This window comes from Candidatus Zixiibacteriota bacterium, assembly GCA_029860345.1.
Lineage (GTDB): Bacteria > Zixibacteria > MSB-5A5 > GN15 > FEB-12 > JAJRTA01.
The window spans coordinates 102739-124772 of record JAOUBJ010000009.1 but is presented as its reverse complement, the minus strand read 5'-3'; the positions used below and the strand labels follow the sequence as shown (position 1 = coordinate 124772).

Genomic DNA, 22034 nt, shown 5'->3' with positions numbered 1-22034 from the left:
ATCACTGGCCTCCTGAGCGGATATAAGAAATCCGCTGCCCAGATAATGGACAGCGGATCGATGTTTTGATAAACGCCGGTCAGGCGCTTGTGAAAACCAGCCTATTTCAAGAGCACCATCTTCTTTGTGTCGGTGAAATCGTCGGTGTCGAGCTTGTAGAAGTAGACGCCCGAAGCCATGTCGGAAGCATCCCAGTCCAAGGACACAGTCCCGGGCTCCGAACTGCCTTCAAAGCTGGCTACTTTTTGTCCGGCAACATTGTAGACAGTCAATCTGTAGTCACCACCGAACGGCAGTCCAAAAGACACTGTCGTTTGTGGGTTGAACGGGTTGGGATAGTTCTGATGCAGGCTATAGCTTCTCGGCACCAGCTGCTTAGCTACCGGGGCGCCGTCGTAGGTTGCGAATTCAAGGCTCTTGATATTTCCTTCGAAACTCAGGAAGCCACCCTCGAAACCGGCGCCGCGCTCGATCTTGGAGACCAGGACGCGAGTGTTCCAGCCGTCGAAGGCATAGTTCATCTCCATGTTTTCGGCCAACAGGGTCGGACTCACATTGCCCTCAAGGATGACAAACGCAGCCGCCATTCTGCTATCCACTGAGAGCACCCCGTCCTCCACGCCAAAGGATGCAGACTCAGCGCTAAGCTTGGCGTAGGGATTGGCATCGCCGGTGATGATCCGAATGAGATAGACCAAATCAGCTACGCTGAGAGTGAGACCATCGGAGTTGATATCGGTAGAGGCTATCTGCCCCTGCAAGTTGACATTGAAAACGCTGAGACCTTTGACGAAATAGTTACTGAACAAAACGGCATCGGCTATTTCGTTGGCCGTACCGTTGAGGTTTACGTCGCCGCGGGCATCGATCGAGTCGGCGCAAACGATGTCGATGCCACCGTTGTAGAAATCGACAAACTGTATCGGCGCCGGCTTACCGGGACCGCCACCTTCCAGACACTCGGACTGAACACCGGTATATGTTGGGAATCCGGTGTTGGGATCTTCAATATGACCGATCAGGTCGAAGTCGACGACATACCGGGAAACGCCCTGGACAGCCGACAACGGATCATCAGCCGGATGGTAGGCGATACTGTTGTCGGTGCAATTGGTCCAGTAGAAGCGGATTGGTACGTACTGACACTCAAGAGTACGATCGTCGCTGACCAAAAAGTCCAGCGAGAACAGGACCACCGGCGGACTGAGCAAAAAACAAAGCGGATGGTTTGGGCCGTTGTTTGTCTCGGCAATAGCCACCACTTCCAAAAGGCCGCTGGGGCAGGCGTTGCCGCAGTTGCCGTTGGGGCCGAAACGATAGTTGAAATACTCCCATCCACAAATAGTATGAAGATCTCCCGGCAAGGCAGCCTGGAAAACCAGGGCTGAGGCGTCGTAGGCAATCATGAAGTCGTAACCACCCATCATTTCGCCACCTTTGGTCAGAACAACATCAACGATCTCATGCATACCCTGGAATGTATTGTGGGTCTTTTCAATCTTCACTTCATACGGCACTACCGGTATGACATCAAAATACACCGGGCCGGTAGAATGAGGCCTTCCCGGACCGGCGTCAGAGACTTCAACAATGACCTCATACAGTATGCCGCCGTCGTTCACGGTAGTGGCAAAACAAAGATCGTAGGCGCCATTCCCATTGTCAGTGATACTAACGGTGCCGTCCGGGGTCGGGGTAACGCTTAGTATACTCACAGTGGAGGGATCACAGTCTCTATCATCGGTAACCAGAGGCGGAGCACAGCCGGAGTTGCCCATGCCGATAACTGTCGTAGTGTTAAGGCCGTTGGTGAATACCGGGTTCTGATTAGTGAAGTTCAAGTTAGTAGTGGTGAGTACCGGATTGCCAAGGTTGGCGATACTTTCTACACCCAGGACAGCCTGTAATGATGCACCAACATCGGCCAACACCGGAGCATAGGTATATTGGCATGTGGAACTGCTGGTCCCATTCACCGCGCCGGGGCCGGACACAAGCGAAAAAGCTAACGGGTTTTGAAACATATCCTCAGCGGCGTAATCCAAAACGACCAGGACACAATGGTCGCCGGTGTAGGATGGATGTTCGACTGTCCAATACGGGGGTGGTTCCACGTACTCGAAAAGTTCATAGCAGTGAGGTCCGTCCCAGTCGGGCGGGTAGGAACCAACCGTAGACCCATAAGCCCACATCCAGGTACCCGAGGGTGGGTAGAAAGCCGAGTCGATACAAAAGGTCTCGCCATCGGATGCAGGGTTCTGGAAATTGACTGTAATGGCAATTGCGGGACCCGTAAAACCGCCCGGCAAACCCGGACCGAGCATAACTGAACCACCAAAGCCCACTGTGTCGGCGCCAACGCCGTCCCAACTGTAGGTGTTGATTGCCCAGATCAGATCGAACATAGTAGAAGGATCGAATGGGAACTCCTCGACATAGCTACCAGTCCAGGTAGCACCACCGGTTGCGCTCAGTTCAAAACCGTTGGTAATTCCTTTGGCCTTATTCACGGGATCGCCGTTGTGATACTCGAAGTGGAAAGTGACATCCTGCCATGAGACGATAGGTATCTTTCCGTCGATAAGTCCATCCACCGAACTCAAGTTCACATAGCTACCGTTCCCCTGAGCAACAATAGTAGCAGACAGCAAAAAAAACGACCCCAAAAGGGCGCATAAACAGCGTTTCATCAAACAAACCTCTTTTTATATGCTGTAAACGAGCACTCGTAGTACAGTTGTAGTATCAATCCAATATAGCCTTCGAACCCTAAGCGGTCAAGGTAAATCGGCTGTTTTCCAGCTCGATTCAGGACCGCCAAAGCTCTGTTTCTCTACGATATACGTTGGTTAAGAGTGCCCCGGCAGTTTTTTCTTCAGATAGTCGATCAAGCCCGATGACTCAACTGTCTCCTGAATATCTTCAGCTTTCAACCACTCTTCCCGGTCGGTGGTGGACTCAGCCTTCAGCCGCCCGGCGGCCAGGTTTTTTACCGTGACAGTACCGGCTTCGAATTCATCGGATCCGGCTATCACGGCAAACGGAATACCCACCTTATCGCCGTACTTGATCTGCTTGGTCAGGTTCTTGGTGTCGCCGGAGAATACCTCGGCCGGAATCCCAGCCTCGCGAAGTTGACGCAGGATCGACAGGTAATCCGGCAGCCGATCTCTGTCCATGACGGTTACCAGCACCTGGGCCGTGGCCGATTGCAGGTCCAGCGCTTTCAACTCTATAAGGGCGGCCAGCAACCGGTCGATGCCTATCGATGTCCCCACCGCCGGGATAGAACGATTGAGAAAACGATCCACCAGGTTGTCATAACGTCCACCTGAGAAGACCGAGCCATAGTCAGGCAGGTCTGTAAGCGTGGTTTCAAACACCGGGCCGGTGTAGTAGCCCAGCCCGCGTACAATGGTCAAGTCGATACCGGATTTGGATTGGTCAACACCCATGGTGGCGAGATGCTGCTGGATCGTCTGCAATTCGTAAATTCCCGCCTGGGAAGATTCTATTCCACCAAGAATGGATGCAGCTCTCTCCAGCGGGTCGCCCTCGGTTTCACCGGCGATATCCAAAAACTTTTCGATCTGTGCTATCTGCGATGGATCGATATCGAGTCCTGCAATCTTGTCGCCCGACTGATCGATCCGTCCCGGCCCCAGTTCCAGTACCACCGCCTCTCTCCCCTGCTTTTCGAGTTTGTCGACCACCCGCATAACATCGGGACCGCGCTCAGTCGGAATACCTGAGTACTCGATCAAACCGTTCAGAATCTTGCGATTGGAAAAACGGACCTTGAAATTGGCCACGCCCAGATGTTCCAGGGTGGCTACCATGGTGGCGATAATCTCGGCGTCGGCCAGCAGGTTCTCGGTACCCACTATATCTATGTCGCACTGGGCGAATTCGCGATAGCGCCCCGGTCCCGGTTTGTCGACCCGCCAGACATTGCCGATCTGATAGCCCCGAAAGGGCAGCGGCAGGGTCGGATTACCGGCTACGAAACGAGCCAACGACAGCGTGAACTCATACCTGAGGGCCATATCGACTTCGTCGGGTCCGGTGAAACCGAACAGTTCAGCCAGCGAGTCTTCGTTGTAATGCGGACCCAACAGTGTCCCGGCAAACTCAAGCGAAGCTGTCTGATATGGCAGGAACCCGCGCAGTTCGTAAACTTCGCGCACTTTGGCCAGCATTTTCTGGCGTGCGATCTGCTCATCAGGCGGATAATCGCGAAAGCCTTTGAGCAGTTGCGGTTTTACTTTGTCGCTTTTCTTTTTCTTGTCCTTGCTCATTGTACACACATCGTCGTTGTGTCTTGCTTGTCACCCCCGCGAAGGCGGGGGTCCATCTTCATTTCCGTGGCCGGCAGATGTCCACATCGGCTGCCTTTCATGCTTCGACTCCGCTCAGCATGAGGTTGTGGTGCCGTCGTGCGACCCCGCGTGACGGCTCTTGTAGGTCGAAACCCCTGTGGGTCCGACAACGCGCGAAGCGCAAGAACAGGCTTGCCTGTGCTTCGACTCCGCTCAGCATGAGGTTGTGGTGCCGTCGTGCGAACCCGCGCGACGGCTCCTGTGGGTCGAAACCCCTGTGGGTCCGACAACGCGCGAAGCCCAAGAACAGGCTTGCCTGTGCTTCGACTCCTCGCAGGCCCGAATTCGGCAACAACGCTACCTTTTTCCCCCTCTCGAGAGGGGACCCATAAATGGGTTTTTCGCGCTTCGCGCACTGTTGACCTCTTTCATAGCGAGGCTCACCTTGTGTGCCTCGCAATCACATTCCATGTGTCACCCTGAGCGCAGTCGAAGGGTGCTCAACGCCGCCCAATATATGGATTCACCAAAAGATGGAAAGGTTTTTTCCGACAACCGGGATAGTTGACAATTCAATCCTGGTTCGCTATAGTGCTACTACGGTGGCTGGGACCATCGGCTGAATACAGTAGCGACAGAATCGGAGGTGATCAGTATGGCTAAGAAGACCTTAGTAGCGGTTTTGGCTAGTCATGATAGCGTGTCCAAGAACAACGAACTGATCGAGGTTTTTGAGAAACTCCATGAACTAGATCAGCCTGAAATCCTAAAGAGCTTTCATTTTGTATTTACGGGTGGCACCTATCGGAGGTTGTTCGCCCCTCGCAGGCTGCCGGATGAGATCAAGACGCTGAAGACATTGGGGCCAGCGTCGCTGAAGAACGTGATTAGGGCATTGGAAGAAGTGAAGGAGTTCGAAGGAATAGGACCGATGAACAAAGACGTTAAGGACTTCATAATCAAGCAATGTGGAGTCACGGTCTTGCCTGACCGAAAGCTCGGCGGTGTCACCATCCTGTCCAATCTCATCGTACACAGTCAATGCAGTATAATCTGGCCGTTTCTATCTTCTCTTACTTCTCACTGGCTGAATCCGGAGAACCTGGCACTAATGCGCCTATGTGATTTCTGGAATGTCAAACGCTTGATGAACCGTGCATCTGTCGAAGAGTGGTTCAAGCACGAGGCCGAACGTGACGCAAAACGCCTGCCTCAGAAGGTCAACCCTTTGGATGTTCGATTAGTAACGACTCCCGTGAAGAAAACAGGAGCAAAGAAAAAGGGAACAAAGGCAGTGGAGGGGCTAAAGGTCAAAAAGAATACCAAGACCGGCTGTTATGAAGTGAATGTGGCACAGCCCCCAAAAAGGCGCGTGATGCTTCCGCTGGAGAAACAGAGAATCGCTCTGATCGCCCACGACGATGTGAAACCGCGTATGATACGCTTCGCTGCCCAGTATGAAGAAGTTCTGATGAAGTTTGAGAGAATCCTTACTACCGGAACAACCGGCTCGGAAGTTGAAAAGGCCTGCAGTCGGCTGTGTTCCTTGGGGAAAGTTGTGAAGTGCCAATCCGGGCCCAAAGGTGGGGACATTGAGATCGCTACCGAAATCCTAGCCAACAGATGCCACGTCGTGATCTTCTTTGTTGACCCATTGAATCCTCACCCCCACATAGACGATATCAGAGTAGTTTTCGGCGCCTGTATGCGTGAACAGCCAAACAGTACAGTTCACATGTTCACCAATGAGTTCCATGCACGCGAATGGATGGAGGAAGTGATACGGCGTTGAGAAAGTGTGCTGTACCTTACGCCAATAGCCATCTTCCGGATTAACTCTTATCTGCGTTTGCTTGTACGCGTCGGGCCGCTGCCGTGATTCTCCCCGCTCATCCCCCCCTCAACAAAACCGCTTACCAACACTCCCGTTTTTTGTTACATTAGTCGCCATGAATCAGAGACCGGCCTCGACAAAGGAGACATCCGTGAAAACATCCATCAATGTGGCAACAATCGCTATTCTCATTATATGCATAACCGCGCTATCGGCATTCGGCGGCTCAAGAGAAGATGGCGCCGTTGGTTTTGACCAGCTCGACAAGTATCAAAAGGCCGTCGACAACGATCCCATGACCGGCCTGCAAATTAATGCCATCACCAACAACAAGATTAAAGACCTCTCACTAAATCGCCAAAGCTTAACTGGTCACGACAAAATCTTCAACCACTCCTTGAAGTCGGCCGGTATCACCAACCAAAAATCGTCGGGGCGCTGCTGGATGTACGCCGGGTTCAACGTCTTCTCCCCCGACGTGGCCACTAAAATCAAACTATCCAAGTTTGAACTGTCGCAATCCTGGCTGGCTTTCTGGGACAAGGTCGAAAAATCCAACTTGTTCCTGGAGGACATCATCCGATTGGCCGACCGTCCGATCAACGACCGCGAATTACAGGGGCTACTCGAAAGTCCGATCGGTGACGGCGGCTGGTGGCATTATTTCACCGGGCTGGTCAACAAGTATGGCGTCGTGCCCAAATCGGCCATGCCGGAGACCAAACAATCGTCGAGCACCGGCATGCTCAACAAGCTGGCCACATCCAGATTGCGTGGGTTCGCCTCGGAACTAAGGCAGATGCACTCAGACGGCAAAAGCATCAAGGACATGCGCAAACGCAAGGACGTGATGCTGGGTGATGTCTACAAAATCCTGGTCTACACCTACGGTCCACCGCCTTCGGAGTTCACCCTTCGCTGGGAGCCGACCGAAGACGACAAAAAGGCTGACTCGACCGAAGTCGAGGAAGCCGCCGATGACCTGGTGATCGACGCTGATAAAGAAGATGAAAAGGACGATGCCAAGGTCGACAAGAAGTCCGAGAAGGAGATTATCGAACGTCAGTTTACACCGCGCTCGTTCTATGACGAATTCTTCGGCGGCACCTTGCCCGATTACGTCGCGCTGGCCGATGTCCCTACTCGTGAATACGGCAAACTCTACCAAATCGAGACCAGCCGAAATATCTACGAAGATGACGACTACGTAATCCTCAATCTGCCCATCGAGCGGTTGAAACATTACACTCAGAAATCACTACTGGATTCGCAAGTGGTCTGGTTCGCCTGCGATGTCGGTAAGCAGAACTACGGCGATTCAGGTATCTTCATGGACGGCGTTTACGATTACAACACAACCTTCGGGATGGACTTCCGGCTCTCCAAAGCAGACCGGATCAACTTCAAGGACATCTCCCCCAACCATGCCATGGTCTTCATGGGTGTCGACACCGCCACCGACGGCAGCCCCCGCAAATGGCTGGTCGAAAACAGTTGGGGCACAAAACCGGGCGACGACGGCAACTGGTACATGTACAACAACTGGTTCGATGAGTACGTCCTGGTGACCATCATCGACCGTCGTCAGATGGAAGAAGCCGAGCTCGAAATGCTGAAGCAGAAACCGACCATGGTCGAGGCCTGGGACCCGTTCTTCCTTGCCCTCAGGAGACTCCAGTAGGACTTCACAATGTCAACGATGGAAACCCAGATACAGGACTGGAACGGCGAATCTGTAATCGTCCGAAAGGATGCTCCGACCGGTAGCTGGATTTTCATCGCTGTTCATTCGTCAACGCTCGGGGCCGCCACCGGCGGAACAAGGATGAGGCAGTACTCCGACCACACCACAGCTCTCCACGATGCTCTCAGGCTGGCCGAGGGAATGACTCGCAAGTTCGCCGTGGCCGGTTTTCCCAGAGGCGGCGGTAAGGCGGTCATATCAATCCCGGAAGAACTCTCCCCCGATGCACGAACGGATTTGCTGCTGCGTTACGGCGGGATTATCGGTCAACTTGGCGGTTATTTCTATACCGGCCCGGATGTCGGTACGACGTCCGAGGACATGGACCTGATCGCTCGGCACGGCGCACCCTACGTTCACAGTTGTACGCCCGCCTGTGGTGGCGCCGGCTCGTCGGGAGCAGCCACAGCGCTCGGTGTGTTCACCGGGATTCAGGTGATGTGTAAGCATTTGTTCGGTGATGATTCACTCAGGCAGCGGCGGGTCCTGGTTCAGGGAGCAGGTAGTGTCGGCACCGCTTTGATCGAACACCTGCGCCAAGCCGGAGCCGATGTGATAGTCAGCGAGATCGACCAACAGGTTGTCAGACAATTAAAGACTCAACCGGAACTTCGATTCGTTCCCACGGAAAAAGCGCTGGAGACTGAGTGCGACATCCTCGCCCCCTGCGCGATGGGCGGACTGTTTAGTGCCCAGACGATTCCCAACCTGCGCTGCCGGGCAATTGTCGGCGGCGCCAACAACCAGTTGGCCACGACTGAAGATGCCATACGACTCAAACAGCGCGGGATTGCCTACGCACCCGACTATGTCGTCAATTTTGGCGGCGCAATGGCCATCACCGGCATTGAAGCGCTTGGATGGACAAATGATGAAGCTAACAGGCAGGTCGTCCGGACGGTTCGGACTGCCCTTTCTCAAGTGCTGAGTATAGCAGAGGAGTCGGGGGTCAGCACCGAGGCGGCGGCCGCTCAGTTGGCAAAACAGCGGCTTAACAAACATGACAAGGAGCAGGCCGGAGTTGTAACTTCCTGACCGGCTACTTTCGAGCGAATGGATATACTCACCCGCCTCCGCCACTTCGTTGACCCCGATCGGATATCAACACAGGCCGACCAGTTGGCCGTGGTTTCCAGGGATGAATCCACCCTTGATCCGGTGACACCATTGGCCGTAGTCTGGCCTCTGGATGCCGCGGAAATCAGCCGCATCATTGTCGAGTGCCGCGAAACACAAACACCGGTTACCACTCGAGGGGCGGGCAGCGCTCTGGAAGGGTCGACTATCCCCTCCCTTGGCGGCCTGGTGCTCGATCTGAGCCGATTGACCGAGATTGTACAGCTCTACCAAGACGACCTGCAAGTTACTGTACAGCCGGGTATTATCTATGACGACCTAAACAATAAGTTGAAATCCGAAGGACTCTTCTTCCCCCCCGCCCCCGGTGGTTCCGGCGATGTTGCCACGATCGGCGGCATGGTCTCGACCAATGCCTCAGGTATTTACTCAATCAAATACGGCGGCACCCGCGAGTATATTCTTCAGCTTGAAGTCGTGACCGGCACCGGTGAAACAATGACTCTCGGCTCACGCGCCATCAAGAGATCAAGCGGCTACAACCTCGTCGACCTGATTGCAGGCTCCGAGGGGACCTTGGCCATTATTACCTCGATAACATTAAGACTGGCCGGCCTTCCCGAAGGTCGTCGTCAGATCGGCTTTGTCTTTGACGACGATGTTGCCGCTGCCGCCGCTGTGTCGGAGATGGCCCGATATGGCCTGGACCTGGCCGCGGTCGAGTTTTTGGACAGCGCCCTGGTGCGCGCTTTGAATCGACTGAAGGAGTACGGACTGGTGGAGGCCCCCTGTCTCTTTCTGGAATTCCACGGACCGGCCCAGGTCCTGGACTCAAGTGCCGAAATGGCCACAACTATTTGCCGGGAGCTTGGTGGAAAACCTCTGGTGCTGGCCGATAATCAGCGACCATGGGATATTCGGCATTACGCCACCGATGCCATAAAACACCTGAAACCGGGCTACGAAATTATCCGCAACGATGTCGCCTTCCCTATCTCGAAACTGCCGGAGATGGTTGAGTTTTGCCACACCGCCGGTCGCGAACTGGAATTGACCATCCACACCTTCGGACATGTCGGCATGGGGCTTTTGCACGCCCTGATTCTGGCCCGGCGCGACGTCAAAGACGAATGGCAACGCGGCCTTGATCTCAGCGACCGGATTATTCGACGGACAATTGAGCTGGGCGGGACAATCTCAGGCGAGCATGGAATCGGCTTGGGTCACAAGAACCTGTTTGAGTTGGAGCACGGAAAAGCCGTTGAGCTGATGCGGCAAATCAAGAGACAGTTTGACCCGGACAACATACTCAATCCGGGCAAGATATTCGATATGTAGCCAAGCCAATCCTCCGGGAGGCCGGGACGTTCAAGCAAGGGCAACCATCAGTTTTGTAGCGCGGGACCCTCTTAGTGGTCCCGCCAGCTAACCACGGGTGGCACCCTCAAACCAGGTTTGGGGGTGTCTTTTGTATTATCCGTCCCAAACAAGGTTTGAGACGGCCACCCGAAACTGTGTTGCGGCAGAACCAGAAGCGGTTCTTCCCTACAGCAATCGAGGTCGGGCTCACCCTTAGACTCAGGCCAGGGTGAGGTTACAAACTAAAAACCGATTTATCGCCGCGAAGCGCGAAAAACCAGCTTATGGGCCTCTCGACCACCCGTCTGAAGCCTTGACTAACTATCTGTGGCAGTGTATATTGACGGCTTGTTGGGAACAGTAACCCGATTCGCTGTTATAAGAATATGATGAAATGGCCTCTTTTGACATTGATGCTGTTGTTGGCTGCCCTGAGTGTTTCGGCCGACGCCAAACTGGAGATTCTTTCCAATAGGTTTGACTTTGGGATGATACCGAATCAGTCCACTGTTTCCCACCAATTCTGGTTTAGAGCCTCCGGCAGCGATACGGTCAAGATTCAGACCATAAAAACCGGCTGCCAATGCACCACCATGCCGCTGGAGCAAGATTGGCTGGCTCCGGGTGATTCAATGAAAGTTAAGGTGACCTGGGAACTGGGCCGCCGGATAGGCAACACTGGTCAGTATCCGCGAGTGTTCATTGTCGACAATCCGGAACCACACTACATTTCCCTGATCGGTAATGCCGCTCAGGCTCTGGATATCCTGAGGCCGGTGTCGATCAAACCATACAAAGCCACTTTCGCCAGAACCTCCTCTCATTCCATCGACAGCGTTGGCTTTACCCTGACCAACCATTCCGATGAGGATCTGGACCTGAATATCGTTTCCTATCCGTCCGAGTCCTACGAAGTGAGCTTCCCGGCGCAGGTGGCCGGTGGGTCGGCGGCTGAAGGCTATGTAAAGATTACCCCACAGACTTCCGATTCGGAGTTTAAGGGCTCGATTACAATCGAGTTCGAAGGCGCCAAAAAGAACCGTCTGACGATACCTGTTCAACGTAAGTTCTATTAGTGAGCAGAGGATTCACTATTGCCGGCATGAAACTGAGTTAGTAGCATATATTGAGAAAGGACCTGGCGAGAATCATGAGCAAAAGGACAATGGCCGTCGTTCTGACCCTATTGGTCATACTGGCAGTCGGAAGTGCCCAAGCTGCCCCTCGACTGCTGATCAAAGAAAGCTCCTTCGATTTCGGCTTCGCACCTCAGAACTCGAAGGTCTCGCACATTTTCTGGTTATACTCGACCGGAGATGACACCCTCAAGATTCTAAAGGTGAAACCCGGCTGAGGCTGCACCAAAGCGCCGTTGGAAAAAACGGCCATTGCTGTCGGTGACAGCACCAGATTGGAAATCATCTTTAGCACCAAAAAGTACCGGAACAAGGTCCCGAAGTCACCCAAGATTCAGACCAACGAGGGCGGCACGGACAAGATGGTACGAATCTCCACCACTGTGACCGAGCGGCCGGATTCCACCTACCCGGTGATCAACACGCCGTACAAACTGGATATGTCGCAGTTTACCGGAAAGCAAGTGATCGAGAAGAGACTGAAAATCGCCAACGTCTCCGATGAGGACCTCGATATCACGCTGGTGGCCTTCGCCCACGAGTACTTTGTGGTCAGTCTGCCGGAATCAGTCGGCGCCGGTGAGACGGTCGAAGGAGAAGTGGTACTGAGGGACGATGTTCTCGAAAAGTCCTTTGAAAAATCGTTCACCTTCGAGCTTTCCGATGAAAACCACAGCCGCTTTACCATACCGGTTAAGAGGACGGTGCGAAATGTCGGTGCAGGTACTCGGGCGGCCGGTGATAAGGGCAAATAACCGGAGTTCAGAAAGACCAGTATAGTCTTTGACCAAGCCGCTCGATATTCGGGCGGCTTTTTTTAGTCTTCTCCAAAGGGGCTGAAACCCACGTCGACCCATCCGGCGTCGATGATAGCCTGCCAGTTCTTGTCGTAGACCTCCCCTTCTACATTGGAATGAACCAGCTTGAAGTCGAAATCATGTCGGGTGTCGGCAAACAGAAAGAACTTGCCTTCCTCCAACTCCCAGTAATACCAAATCTGCATCGGAAGAGCGTTCACCCACTCGGCCGTCTTGTCCTCAATTTCCGAAGGACGACCATATTGCATGAGTACTCGTCCGAGATGGGTATTCCATCCGTCGGTCTTCTCCGGATTGACGGAGTACAGGCGATTGGCATCGTCGAATAGCTCGATCAGCTCAAGCCGGTTTTCGACTTCCGGCGTTTCGGGATAATCGTCGTGTTCCTTCCAATACTGTTCCAGATAATTGAGCTTGGCTTTGTCACCCAGGCTGGATAGTGTCTGCTTTTCGACAGGCGTCAGGCGATAGTATACCAATCGAACTCTGGACTGAAGCGAGAGCGTATCGTATGGATCGAACGCTTTGCGCGCGTTCTTATCTATGGCCAGTTGCTCGACCGAAACGATCTGAAATGCCGCATCGACGGTATCGGCCTGCGAACTACTCATATCATTCACAATCAGGCGACATATATATACACCGGGCGGCCAGTCCGAGATACCGAAGGCTTCCGTGATAACCGCCGACGTCCCTCTGTTATCCAAAGATTTCTTCTGGATATCCATATATAAACTGCTGTCGATGTTGAGAACAGAGAGCGCCACTTCCACCTGGGAAGTCTGATCGGGTAAGAAACTGAGGTTGTACGCTTCGGCGTAGAGATTCACCCTCCAGTCATCGGTGTTGAAGGTCGAGATCGGATTAGGAACTACCTTGAACCCATTGCGAACCATGCGCCGATCCGTGACCACACTGTCATCTATGGCCGTGATATCGTGCGCGAAGGTCACGCCGCTGAGCGACACGTAATCGGTAACCGGCGGAACAACCGTGAATGAGTTGTAGAACACTTCGGCCCGACGTTTGCTGGCAGCATCAATCACCGTCAGTCGTGCCGAATACACTCCTGGCGGTATGTACATGGACACTTTGTTGAACAGTCGAAAACCGGCCTGCGAAGCCTCCATGGGAGTCTTCACTCGTACCGAGAAGAAAGTGGCCGCCGAGTCGATTACCACTCCCCTGGTGTTGAAGAGATCGATCTGGGCAAACACGCGCGCATAGTACAGTGAATCGTCGATCAATGGCTGGTAGAATTCCAGTTCATGACGGTTGATTGAAAATGAATACTCAGCCAGCGACAATGAATCATACGACGGATTGCCGAACAGCGTCAATCCCCCATACAAAGTCAGCCGACCCGACTGAGACACACTCTGTTGGCTCACGACCAGGCACAGCAAGGCCGGCAGCACAACCCACAGGCAGACTTTTCTTATCACAAGAACCCTCATCAAAAATCCGGTCTTAGGTTAAGGCCGTCAAATGGATAGATTAGACGATAGTCACCGTCTTCGTTTTCGTCCAGAAAAGTGAACTTCCGGTAGCGTCCACCACGGAAGTAATGCCATTCCTGATAGGGATGGCTGTTGGGAGCGAATGGATAATCGTCTATCTCATCCGGCTCACCGTGCTTAATAAAAACTCTCCCCCGATCCGTGCGCCAACCGGGTTGCCGCATGAATAAAAACGAGCGATTGGCCAGCCGCACGCGCCTGAAGAACTCGCCCTTGATTTCATTTTCAGCACTACCCGGTGTTGGGTCACGCTGGAGCCAGAAGTTGTTGAGGCCGTCGAGTCGTTCCTGGTACGTCTTCAGCTTGCTCAAGTCACTCAACTCCTTCGGCTCGGCAATGAGACCGATAAGATCCAGGGTGCTGGCATAATCACTCCGCAGCAGAGCATCCTGGGTCCAGGCGATTGAAAAACTTGTCGTTTCTTGATCGAGCTTCTTGTTGCGACGGCCACGAAGAGTTAGCTCAAGCTCGTAGTCACCGGGAGCCAGCGTGTCCATGGACATTTCTCGCAACTGCCGCATAACCGACGATGTCAATTCGACCGTCATGCTGTCACGATACACCAGACTTCCCCATCGCCGCCGCACCGCAGTCTCCACAAAAACACTCTTCGCCGAATCGCTTCCACGATATATCTCCAAATAGTACAATAATCTGTTGTGGTCAGGTCGGAAACTGAAGTCCCGCGTTACAGACGGCACGACGATTAGATCCCCTTTGGCAAAAACCGAGGAATCACCGGTACCCTGCTCAGCAGCTCTGAGAAACTCAACATTGGACAGCCGCGGTTTCTTGGCCGCAAACGACTTCAACTTGAACTCCAACTCCCGAGAAAGCGCAACCGCCGTATTCCTGTCGCGAAGAATGAACTCCAGCTTGTACTTGCCCGGATCAAGAAGAAAACTGACCTGGTTGGTTCGAAAGTCCGAGCGGGATCGAGTGCGCGCTTCATCTGAGGCCACCACTTCCCGCATCCGCGTGAAAGAATCCACCTGACGCCCTTTGGTGTCCTTAACACGGATGACGATCTCATACTCGCCGACATAGACATCACCTTTCGGCAGCCATTGCAGTACGAAATTGAAGAACTGATAATACAATTCGAGTCGGACTCTGCCGGTTGGATCGTCACTGAAGAGTGCATGATCCAGAACCAGTCCCGATAACGCTTGGTTCTCCTCTGTAATCCTGTCGAATTGCGCACCCAGTTGACTCTTTGGCCAGAGTATCAAGGCAGCGATGGCTAGTATATAGAAGCGTCTCTTCATGTTCTCAGTTATTTAACGCGCAATCATCGGTTTACGTTCAAATAAACCGGCGAACAACTTCGATTGCAAGCAAAAAGGGAGTTGTGATAAAACGGTGAAGGCTATTCGTAGCGAAGAGCCTCAATCGGGTCCAGACGGGAAGCCTTGTAGGCCGGATATACACCCGAGACCAATCCAACCGACACCGACACGACAAAGCCAATAGCAATCCAAAACATCGACAGCGACAAAGGAAAGCCAAAAGCCGAGTTGGCCCCTAGCCCCAACATGATGCCGGCCAGGATTCCGACAGAGCCGCCGGCACCTGATAGCGTTGTAGCCTCGGTCAGAAACTGCATGATTATATTGGAACGTTTTGCCCCGATCGCCTTACGCACACCGATCTCGCGCGTCCGTTCGGTCACCGAGACCAACATGATGTTCATCACACCGATACCGCCAACCATGAGGCCGACCGAGGTGATCACGATCATACCAAGATAGATGTAATCGGTAATGTTGGCGAACTGCTCCTTGAAGGTGTCCTGCGTCATGAGAGCAAAATTGTTGTCCTGGTTGAACGGCACACGTCGGTAGATTCTCAATGCGTTGATGATCTCCTCCTTGGCCTGCTCCATCTCTTCCATTGAGCGGGCTCGTGCCACCAGGCTGAGAGCTTTATCCCACGGCTGGAGTTTCTCTTTGGTGGTCAAGGGAATGGTTACCAGATTGTTCTGATAGTCGTTGTCGAAGTTCGATTTTACGTCTTCGAACACGCCAACCACAACAAAACGTTCACCATTGAGTCGCACCTCCTTGCCAATGGCCGTCTCACCCAAAAACAGATTCTCGGCGACTTGAGCGCCCAGCACACAGACCATGGACCGAGCCTGCAAATCATACTCGGTGATAAAGCGACCTTCGGTGAGATTCTTATCCCTGACTTTCAGATAGTCCGGCCAGGTGCCGTGGTAGCGAATATTGGACACCTTTCTGTTGGAGTACTTGATAATATTGCCCCCCGGCGCCCAATAATGATTCTGCGGCGCCACACCCTCGACATGCGGACAATTGTCGCGGATTGCGTTCGCTTCGCCGGTAGTCATGTAGGGTCGATTGCGCTCGGCATCGGTCAACTCATCCCAGTCCGTATTGGGCGGAAAGCGATCAATGTCAATGATGTTATTTCCAAAGGTGTCGATCTCTTCGTTGACCGCGTTGTTGAGGCCGTCTATTATCGAAGCCAGGCCTATGACTGAAGTGACGGCGATCATCACACCCAGAATAGTCAGAGAAGATCTGAGTTTATTCGAACGCAGGGAACTGAGTCCCATGATGATGGCTTCTCTCATTTCTATCCAGGTAAGAAACATGTCATTTACTCGTAGCTAAGGGCTTTTATGGGATCCATCCGTGCGGCCTTCATGGCCGGATACAAACCAAAGATGATGCCTATACCGGTCGAGACGATAAGTCCCGAAAGAGTAGCAAACAGCGATACCGACATATCGACGTCCAACAATCCAACCAAAGCGCTGGCCGCAAAGTGTCCCAAAATAATACCGACCAGACCACCGCCCAAAGTCGTAACCAGAGCCTCGAATAGAAACTGCAACATGATGTGGTTTTGTTTGGCGCCGATCGCTTTACGGATACCTATCTCACGGGTGCGCTCGGTCACCGAGACCATCATGATATTCATCACTACGATGCCACCGACCACCAGTGATATCGATGAGATACCCACCAGCCCCATCCGGAAGATGCGGGTAAAACTGTTTAACATCTCAAGAATACTGTCGGCCGTCATCATGGTAAAGTCGTCCGGCTTGTTGTATGGCACATGCCGCTGTGCTCTGAGAATCATTCTCGCCTGATCCTGCGCGTTTTGAAGCTCATCCAGCGACTGCGCCTTTATGGCGAAACGCAGTCCCCGCCGGGGATAGCCAAACTGTTTGATATGGGCTGAGAACGGTATATAGATAAACTCATCCTGGCTTTCTCCGAACATACTGCCCCGCCGTTTGGCCACGCCGCATACAGTGTAACGGATGCCGCCGATTCGAATGGTCTTCTCCAGTGGGTCCGTCTGGCCGAAAAGTTCTTCTCGGACGTCATCACCGATGAAGGCCACCCGCCGTCTGTAGAGGTCATCCTCAACAGAATAGAACCGTCCCTGGGCAACCTCAAAATCGACAATGTCGATCATATTGGACGTACCGCCGCTGACCCACACACGTTTCATCGTGTTGTTGCCCCGCTTCACGTTGGCGGAACCGTCTGTCCGCGGACAGATCTTCTCACACAGTACACAGCCCTCTTCGAGAAGCTTCCACGATTGCATATCGAGCGGTTTGCGTTTCATCATCTCCATCCACTGTTCGTGAGAAGTGATGACGCCACCTGCCTTTGTAATTATAAATGTTGTCGGCCCAAGCACGGCCAGATCGTCCTCGATGGCGCCCATCATACCTTCCAGGGCTGAAATAATCGTCATAACCGAAGTGACACCGATTATCACACCCAGCAATGTCAACCCGGAGCGAAGACGGTTTGCCCAGAGTGCGGCGACAGCGATTTTTGCCAGAGAGGGAAGTACCATTTTTAGATTGCCGTTCGCCTATCTTCGGGGATGAGTTCGTCTGTCGCGATCTGTCCGTCAAGGATGGACAAAACACGGTGAGCATGATTGGCGATATCTCGTTCGTGGGTCACGATGATAATCGTATTGCCGGCCCGGTGCAGATCGTCTATAAGTCGCATAATCTCAAGCGATGTCTTACTGTCCAGATTACCGGTGGGTTCATCAGCCAGCAACAGCGACGGATCGTTAACCAGCGCCCGGGCAATGGCAACGCGCTGTCTTTGCCCGCCGGACAACTCTGTTGGTTTGTGGTGCATGCGGTCGGACAGCTCCACTTTATTCAGGGCAGCTTCGGCCAACTGCAGGCGATCGGTGGATGTCGAACTGTTATAAATCAACGGCAGCTCGACATTGTGCAGGGCCGAGGCGCGAGGGAGTAAGTTAAACGTCTGAAAAACGAAACCAATTTCCCGATTGCGGATGCTGGCCAGTTCGTCGTCGTTCATAGTGCTGACCTGTTTGGCATTGAGCAAGTACTCGCCCTCGCTGGGCGTATCCAGACAACCGATCAGGTTCATCAGGGTTGACTTCCCCGAACCCGAAGGACCCATGATGGCGACATACTCACCCTTTTGGATCGAGATGGTAACGCCGCGAAGGGCATGGACCTTTTCCGATCCCATCTCATACGTCTTCCAAAGGTTGTCGGTCTCAATCAGGGCCATGCTCACTCATCTCCTTGGTCATTGTCACTTTTACCCTGTTCCTCGACGGCATCGCCGTCCTTTATTGTACGCAGTACGCGGTACGGACCGGAGACAACCTGGTCACCCTCCTGCAAACCGGTAAGCACTTCAATCCTCTTTTGATCGGCGATACCGGTTGTGATTTCGATAAAACGAACCACCCCGTCCCTCACAGCGAAGACGCCCTTGAGCTCTTCGCGTTCGACTTCTTCATCGGATTCGGAGGTATCAGCATTGTCAATCTCATCCGGCTCTGCCGCATGGACCTCACTGACGCCGAGCGATTCGGAGTCTTCCAGCGTATCGTTGCGGGCGCGTTCCAGGGAATCCAGATCGAACGAACGCATCACTACCGCCGAATACGGAATGGTGAGTGTCCTCTCCCGGCTGGCCGAAGTGATATCCACCGTGGCCGACATGCCGGGCCGGAGTTTAACGCGCGGATCGGTGAAAGCTACTTTTACCCGGAAATTGGTCGACTGTTCCTGAGAGCCGGCTCCGGTGGTGATAGCGGTATTGCCGATCTCGACTACTTCACCGTCGAAACTGGTGTCGGGGAAGGCATCGACTTCGATGTCAACATGCTGCACCAACTCGACCTTGTTGATCTCGGTCTCGTCGACTTCCACTTCGACCTCGAACATGTCCAGATTGGCTATGGTCATCAGGGTTCTTCCCTGAGTGAAAGCCGTTTGTGCGGCTGCTATCTCACCCAACTCACAATTGAGAAAGGTCACGATACCGGACATGGGTGCCACGATTTTGGCTTTTTCCAGATAGTCCTTCTGCTTGTCAAAGCGTGTCTGCGCCTGACGCGACTGCGCCAGCGTGCCGTCATAGGTCGCTTGGGCCGCATTAAGGGCATATTTGGCGTCGGTGTACTGTTTTTCCATCGACGACTGAGTTTCAAAAAGTTTACTCTGTCTTTGGAACTCCTCGTCGGCCTGCGTCAACCGGGATTCGGCGCCGGCCAGGCGTGCCTTGACTTCGGCCATGGCAAAGCGCGCCTGATCGAGATCGGTACGCAACTGCACGGTGTCCAGCACAACCAGTAGTTCACCGGCCTCTACCTTTTCGCCCTCGCGGGCAAAGAGACCGACAATCTCACCGTTGATTTCGCTGGTGATGTCAACCTTGGTTTGGGGTTGGATTCGCCCGGAGGCTGAGACAAGTTCGGTGACATCCTTGAGGGTCACTTTGTCCACCTGCACTTGCTGCGCATCGCTTGTGTCCATGGACAGATTGACAGCCACCAGGACTCCCAAAGCTACCACAGCCAGAATGATCAATAGTGTTTTCTTCTTCATAACGAATACCTGCCTACTATCTAACTAAAAGCTCACGTCTCTTTCTACAGTTTTCGGCCCATCGCTCTATCCAGACGGGCTACGGCCAGGTTGAGATCAAACCCGGTCCGTATCAGGCTTACCTGCGCGTTTTTCAAGGCCACCTGAGACTCAAGCAAGTCCAGGATGGTGGCCGCGCCCAGGTTGTACTTTTCTTGTGTAATATTCAGGTCCTCAGTGGCCGCTTCGACGTTCTCTTGCGAAACCTGCGTCTGTGCCTGGGCGTTCTCTATGTCATAGAATGCCGTCTTGACCTGAAGAGCCAGCAGGTTGCGCATTTCTGCAGCCTGTGCCCTGGCGTTGTTTCGTTGAATCTTGGCCGAACTCAGCGAGCGTTCCCTATAGAAGCCATCGAATATGCTCCAACTGGCGCCGAGACCGATCGAGGACGAACGCGACGAGAAGTTGAAGATAGCGGTATCGCCGCGGGTACCATCGGACCAACCGAGACTGGCCGATGCACCCAGCGTTGGCAGATAGGCGGCCTTGGCCGCATTGACTGAATGATTCGAAGCGTCGACGCCTTTCTCAGCCGATAGATAGGCCGGCTGATGGCTCAACCCATACTGCAACGCATCGTCAATAGTGCCGTCGTATGTTTGGGGAGTCGACGTTTTGGAAAACTCGATGTCGCGTGTGGGGTCTATCCCTATTGTATAGGCCAGGTCCGCCTTGGCCGTAATGACCGAATTCTGCGCCTCCAGCAATTGAAGCCGGTCGTTGCCGACCTGAACTTTTTGTTTCAGCACATCGGACTTGGCCGCGGAACCCAGTTCGAACTTGGATTGGATTAGTTTCAACTGTTCATCTGAGCGCTTGACCGCCTCCTGTTGCACCGACACATTCTCGGCCACCGCCAGGTAGGCATAAAAGGAAAACTTTACGGAGTAGATTAAATCCTGCTCGGATGCGATGACATCCAGTTGAGCCATTTCCTTGGCCGCCCCGGAACGAGCCAGGTTGAACCAGTTGGAAAGATCAAATAAAGACATCTGGGCCTGTGCGCCCCATGTTTTACTGGTGCGATCCTGATCCTGTTGCTGAAACTCTACTGTCTCCCAGCCGGTCACCGAATCGCGCACTACTTCCCAATCGACTATCTGTCCTGTGCGGCTGTCTTGAAACTGAAGAGTGTCCACCCAGAGATCGGCGCCGGTGGGGATAGTGCCTTCCGATTTCAGATCGCGTGAGTAGCTCTTGCTATAGTTGTAATATGCATTTACGCGCGGCAGGAAAGCACCCAGGGCGGCGCGCCGGTCGGCCTTGGCCAAATCTTCGTTGCCACGAGCGCGAATGATCGATGCTCTGTTTTGCAGGGCCAAATTGACACAATCGTCAAGTGTCAGTGATTCCGCCTGGGCGGTTGAACCCAACGCGGGAATGAGTAGTCCGGTGATTACCAATGTGACCAAGAACGATTTCATCAATGAACTCCTATCTAAGCATGCTTCCTATCGCCGCAGCGGCAATTCCGATAATCGTCAGCAATCCCATCGATAAGACCGACAACAACAGTCCTTTGTTGCGCGGGATTCGATTAATTACCGACAAGCCTACACCGATTACGACAATTTCCCAGATTATAAACAGATCGATTTTCGACAACGTTATGTACAGGGCATCCTGCAGGCCGCGATCGACCACCAGAACACCGAGATTAAAACCGACGGTCAGACTATCTTTGGCCAGAATGAGCGGTAGTACAACCAGGCTCCCAAACGCAAAGATCAACTCGCCGTAAAGCATGACCGACAACAGCGACTTAAACGAGGCCTTGCCGGCGAAAACGATATTGCCCCAAAACATGGCCAGGGCGGCGCCGACCAAAGGCGCCATCATGAAGAGAAACAGCATGCTGGCGACGCCGCTTATCCAAAGATACTGCTCCGCTCCGGCCGGGATCTCACCACTTTGCAGTTGCTCCTGAACCTGAGGTGAGTTCATGATCGTCTCGGTCATAACATCTTTCATGACCCAGGCGCTGATCAGGTAGATCACAAACAGCGCCAAATATGGCACCAGCACCTTGGGATCGTTACGAAGCCTCTCAAACCAAGCGGCCGGTTGATGGAAGACTTCGATCAGACCCTTAAGGGAAGAAACCTGCGTTGCCGTCTCAGGCGACACGCCCGAGGGAATACTTTGATTCTCCAATCTCGACTCTCCTGCGCTCTCCATAGTCTCCCTTAACGAGAGCAACTGGTAAAAGTTTCACAAGGTCCGAACTCGTCCTGAGTACCTGTAATATGCCATCTTATTCACTCAAGACCAGAAAAAAGATGCTGCACACTATCAAGTGCGCAG

Annotated in this window: 17 protein-coding genes; 7 read left to right on the top strand and 10 right to left on the bottom strand. The window is 53.3% G+C overall.

Features of this window, described 5'->3' with window-relative positions; genetic code table 11:
* Positions 1-101: 101 nt before the first annotated feature.
* Positions 102-2690, bottom strand: coding sequence for a T9SS type A sorting domain-containing protein (locus tag OEV49_10770; protein ID MDH3891555.1), 2589 nt, complete (start codon positions 2688-2690; stop codon positions 102-104).
* A gap of 159 nt (positions 2691-2849) precedes the next feature.
* Positions 2850-4298, bottom strand: a complete 1449-nt coding sequence (gene hisS, locus OEV49_10765; protein ID MDH3891554.1) for a histidine--tRNA ligase — start codon at positions 4296-4298, stop codon at positions 2850-2852.
* A 676-nt stretch (positions 4299-4974) separates the two neighbouring features.
* On the opposite strand from hisS, the gene OEV49_10760 reads away from it, so the two are divergent.
* From OEV49_10760 to OEV49_10730, 7 genes are all read left to right on the top strand, one after another.
* Positions 4975-6111 carry a methylglyoxal synthase gene (locus OEV49_10760; protein MDH3891553.1) on the top strand — a complete coding sequence of 379 codons (1137 nt, stop codon included), beginning with the start codon at positions 4975-4977 and terminating at the stop codon, positions 6109-6111.
* A 193-nt stretch (positions 6112-6304) separates the two neighbouring features.
* Positions 6305-7834 carry a hypothetical protein gene (locus OEV49_10755; GenBank protein MDH3891552.1) on the top strand — a complete coding sequence of 510 codons (1530 nt, stop codon included), beginning with the start codon at positions 6305-6307 and terminating at the stop codon, positions 7832-7834.
* Between the two features lie 9 nt (positions 7835-7843).
* A complete protein-coding gene (locus OEV49_10750) occupies positions 7844-8932 on the top strand; it encodes a hypothetical protein (protein MDH3891551.1) in 1089 nt (362 codons plus the stop codon).
* An 18-nt stretch (positions 8933-8950) separates the two neighbouring features.
* Complete coding sequence (locus OEV49_10745; GenBank protein ID MDH3891550.1) at positions 8951-10312, top strand: FAD-binding oxidoreductase; 1362 nt, start codon at positions 8951-8953, stop codon at positions 10310-10312.
* Positions 10313-10722: 410 nt separating this feature from the next.
* On the top strand, positions 10723-11409 hold the full coding sequence (locus tag OEV49_10740; protein ID MDH3891549.1) for a DUF1573 domain-containing protein: 687 nt from the start codon (positions 10723-10725) through the stop codon (positions 11407-11409).
* A 74-nt stretch (positions 11410-11483) separates the two neighbouring features.
* A complete protein-coding gene (locus tag OEV49_10735; protein ID MDH3891548.1) occupies positions 11484-11687 on the top strand; it encodes a DUF1573 domain-containing protein in 204 nt (67 codons plus the stop codon).
* A 57-nt stretch (positions 11688-11744) separates the two neighbouring features.
* Positions 11745-12224: a hypothetical protein gene (locus OEV49_10730; GenBank protein ID MDH3891547.1), complete on the top strand. Its 480-nt coding sequence runs from the start codon at positions 11745-11747 to the stop codon at positions 12222-12224.
* Between the two features lie 62 nt (positions 12225-12286).
* On the opposite strand, the gene OEV49_10725 is transcribed toward OEV49_10730, so the two are convergent.
* The 8 genes from OEV49_10725 to OEV49_10690 all read right to left on the bottom strand — a co-directional run bounded on the left by OEV49_10725 (position 12287) and on the right by OEV49_10690 (position 21884).
* Complete coding sequence (locus OEV49_10725) at positions 12287-13732, bottom strand: GWxTD domain-containing protein (protein ID MDH3891546.1); 1446 nt, start codon at positions 13730-13732, stop codon at positions 12287-12289.
* 11 nt (positions 13733-13743) lie between these two features.
* Positions 13744-15075 (bottom strand): GWxTD domain-containing protein, encoded by a 1332-nt coding sequence (locus tag OEV49_10720; GenBank protein MDH3891545.1) that lies wholly within the window; start codon positions 15073-15075, stop codon positions 13744-13746.
* Between the two features lie 101 nt (positions 15076-15176).
* Positions 15177-16406, bottom strand: a complete 1230-nt coding sequence (locus tag OEV49_10715) for an ABC transporter permease (GenBank protein MDH3891544.1) — start codon at positions 16404-16406, stop codon at positions 15177-15179.
* Positions 16407-16432: 26 nt separating this feature from the next.
* Positions 16433-17656: an ABC transporter permease gene (locus OEV49_10710; protein MDH3891543.1), complete on the bottom strand. Its 1224-nt coding sequence runs from the start codon at positions 17654-17656 to the stop codon at positions 16433-16435.
* A gap of 2 nt (positions 17657-17658) precedes the next feature.
* Positions 17659-18357: an ABC transporter ATP-binding protein gene (locus OEV49_10705; protein MDH3891542.1), complete on the bottom strand. Its 699-nt coding sequence runs from the start codon at positions 18355-18357 to the stop codon at positions 17659-17661.
* 8 nt (positions 18358-18365) lie between these two features.
* Positions 18366-19691 (bottom strand): efflux RND transporter periplasmic adaptor subunit, encoded by a 1326-nt coding sequence (locus tag OEV49_10700; protein MDH3891541.1) that lies wholly within the window; start codon positions 19689-19691, stop codon positions 18366-18368.
* Positions 19692-19735: 44 nt separating this feature from the next.
* Positions 19736-21154, bottom strand: coding sequence for a TolC family protein (locus OEV49_10695; GenBank protein ID MDH3891540.1), 1419 nt, complete (start codon positions 21152-21154; stop codon positions 19736-19738).
* 10 nt (positions 21155-21164) lie between these two features.
* Positions 21165-21884 carry a YIP1 family protein gene (locus OEV49_10690; protein MDH3891539.1) on the bottom strand — a complete coding sequence of 240 codons (720 nt, stop codon included), beginning with the start codon at positions 21882-21884 and terminating at the stop codon, positions 21165-21167.
* Positions 21885-22034 lie beyond the last annotated feature (150 nt).

Bases quoted from the DNA above. Each gene is read 5' to 3' on its own strand.
- hisS (MDH3891554.1), bottom strand. From the start codon at position 4,298: ATGAGCAAGGACAAGAAAAAGAAAAGCGACAAAGTAAAACCGCAACTG.
- OEV49_10740 (MDH3891549.1), top strand. From the start codon at position 10,723: ATGAAATGGCCTCTTTTGACATTGATGCTGTTGTTGGCTGCCCTGAGT.
- OEV49_10720 (MDH3891545.1), bottom strand. From the start codon at position 15,075: ATGAAGAGACGCTTCTATATACTAGCCATCGCTGCCTTGATACTCTGG.
- OEV49_10710 (MDH3891543.1), bottom strand. From the start codon at position 17,656: ATGGTACTTCCCTCTCTGGCAAAAATCGCTGTCGCCGCACTCTGGGCA.
- OEV49_10770 (MDH3891555.1), bottom strand. From the start codon at position 2,690: ATGAAACGCTGTTTATGCGCCCTTTTGGGGTCGTTTTTTTTGCTGTCT.
- OEV49_10700 (MDH3891541.1), bottom strand. From the start codon at position 19,691: ATGAAGAAGAAAACACTATTGATCATTCTGGCTGTGGTAGCTTTGGGA.
- OEV49_10750 (MDH3891551.1), top strand. From the start codon at position 7,844: ATGTCAACGATGGAAACCCAGATACAGGACTGGAACGGCGAATCTGTA.
- OEV49_10745 (MDH3891550.1), top strand. From the start codon at position 8,951: ATGGATATACTCACCCGCCTCCGCCACTTCGTTGACCCCGATCGGATA.
- OEV49_10695 (MDH3891540.1), bottom strand. From the start codon at position 21,154: ATGAAATCGTTCTTGGTCACATTGGTAATCACCGGACTACTCATTCCC.
- OEV49_10735 (MDH3891548.1), top strand. From the start codon at position 11,484: ATGAGCAAAAGGACAATGGCCGTCGTTCTGACCCTATTGGTCATACTG.
- OEV49_10760 (MDH3891553.1), top strand. From the start codon at position 4,975: ATGGCTAAGAAGACCTTAGTAGCGGTTTTGGCTAGTCATGATAGCGTG.
- OEV49_10715 (MDH3891544.1), bottom strand. From the start codon at position 16,406: ATGAGAGAAGCCATCATCATGGGACTCAGTTCCCTGCGTTCGAATAAA.